Raw genomic sequence first — 2,269 nt, 5'->3', positions numbered from 1 at the left:
TAATCGCCCCAGAAAGACACTGGGATGGTATACGCCCAGTGATGTTATGGCTGGTTTTTATACTGTTGCACTTGCCGCTTGAATCCGCCTATTCTAAAAATTTACCATAGCTTAAAAAATAATTTGATGATTTCACTAAGCTAAGTTTTATAAAAAATTATAGTAAGTGTATGATCTATATCTCTAAAAATTATGGTTGAAACAGTGAAAATTCAAACAATCGAATTACAGGATGTTGGTGGTATTCAGCATCTTAAACTTGAAAATGTAAATAGACAAATGAATATTATCTGTGGCGAAAATGGTGTGGGGAAAACTACATTACTAGATAGTATTGGTCATATTTTCACAAACCAGCATACAAATGTGCTTAAAAAAAACGTTCAATCTGAACGAGCGATTATAAGATCAAATATCTTAGATGATAATGAAAACTCTAACTATTCAGAGCTTTTTATTGATACACATAAACCTTCTAACAGTTGCTATATTCAGGGGTTTGGGCACTATTCTAAAAAATTAATTTTATTAAAAGTAGATCGAACTTTTCATTATCAAATGTTGAATTCTATCAATAAAGATGAGGCTAAAGATGAAGGCCAGACAGCTCATCAATCAATGAATGGTATTGGTTACCATGATATTAAGGGTTGGTTTTTACATAGACATTTATATTCAGCCCATTCAGGTGCTTTACAGCCTGAACAAATCCATAATTTTGAACTTTCCAAGCGTTGCTTCTCAATTCTGAATGAACATTTTAGTTTCAGTAGAGTAGATCCAAATGAAAATGAAATTATGATTAATACACCAAGTGGCGAAGTTTATTACGAATATCTATCTTCAGGATTTAAATCAATAATTTCTATCGTTTTTGGAATTATTAAAGAAATTGAATTACGTTTTAAAAATCCTTTCCTATGTGCAGATCAATTTGATGGAATAATTGAAATTGATGAAATTGAACTACATTTGCATCCAGAATGGCAAGGTAAAGCTTGTTCTATATTGAAAGAAATATTTCCTTTAGCCCAGTTCTTTATCACAACTCATAGTCCCCATGTAGTTCAGACAGCAAGTCAAGGCGAAGTTATTGCCCTTGAAAGGAAAGATGATCGAGTATTACAACGAGAACTTCCAAATTCTGAATATGGTTATCAAGGCTGGACGGTTGAAGAAGTTCTGAGAGATGTCATGGGTATGAATGATCTTCGTACTGAAAAATATGAAACCATCCGAAATGAATTTTTACAGGCTTTTAAAAATCGCAATAGAGCAAATGCTGAAACAGCTTTTAATAAACTCGAAAAAATGTTACATCCTAATAATGAGTTAAAGACAATTTATCAAATGCAGCTTGATAGTATTGGAGAGTAATCCATGATCAAGTTGACAAGAGGCATTAACCCATCCTATTTAACCAATACGAAAGTTAAAGAGCTAACAGAAGAGTTTAAAAAAACTGGAAAATCTGTATGGAACAAGGATCAAATTAAAAACCCTTTATCTGAAAGTACTTCGCATAAATGTGCATATTGTGAGACGGCCCTAAATTCACCAAGTATATATATGGAAGTTGAGCATTTCTTACCCAAATCAAAATATAAAGATTTAGTTGTTATTTGGGATAATTTATTGCCGTCATGCAAACGATGTAATGGTACAAAAAATGATGATGATATCTTAGCTAATCCTATTATTAATCCATTTGATAAAGACCCCAAAGATGATTTCTATTTTGATCATTTTTATATCTTCGGAAAAACAGAATTAGGGGAAAACACTGAAAGTACGCTTAATCTAAATGATGAAGTCTTATTCCTAAAAAGGTGTAAAGTCGCAGGTATGGTCAAAAATGATTTAATACAAATGTCGCGAGAATTCTCTAAACTGTCTCAATTAGATGGTCATAAGCGACGAAAACTACGAGCAGTATTACTTGCAGGTCAACCAGACAGACCATACTCTGCTTTTGTTGCTACTGTAATTCATAATACAAAAGAATATAGTTTACTTAGACAGCGTTTTATCAACGAGAATAAATGGACAGATGAATTAACTCAACTTCATGATACATCTCTTAATTTAGTTCTACCCTTAAGAGAATAGTAAATATATTTAAGAAGCGCTCGAAAAGTTAAATAACCATTAATTTTAGGCGCTTTTCTAAAACTTTATTTAGGGCGTGTCATCAATTAAGCCATATCATGATTGAAGCAAGGTAGATTGCTGACAGGAAGTTTTGAGCCAATTTATCATAGCGCGTAGC

Annotated in this window: 2 protein-coding genes; both read left to right on the top strand. The window is 32.4% G+C overall.

All coding sequences use genetic code 11. From position 1 onward, the window contains the following. Positions 1-204 precede the first annotated feature (204 nt). Positions 205-1,377, top strand: a complete 1,173-nt coding sequence (locus NI466_RS15680) for an AAA family ATPase (protein WP_098715252.1) — start codon at positions 205-207, stop codon at positions 1,375-1,377. Positions 1,378-1,380: 3 nt separating this feature from the next. After that, positions 1,381-2,109 (top strand): HNH endonuclease, encoded by a 729-nt coding sequence (locus NI466_RS15675; protein ID WP_098715250.1) that lies wholly within the window; start codon positions 1,381-1,383, stop codon positions 2,107-2,109. The last annotated feature ends 160 nt before the right edge of the window (positions 2,110-2,269 follow it).

It is taken from the genome of Acinetobacter lwoffii (genome assembly GCF_024129595.1).
Classification (GTDB): domain Bacteria; phylum Pseudomonadota; class Gammaproteobacteria; order Pseudomonadales; family Moraxellaceae; genus Acinetobacter; species Acinetobacter lwoffii_O.
The sequence above is the reverse complement of the archived record's forward strand: the minus strand, read 5'-3'. Positions and strand labels throughout refer to the sequence as shown.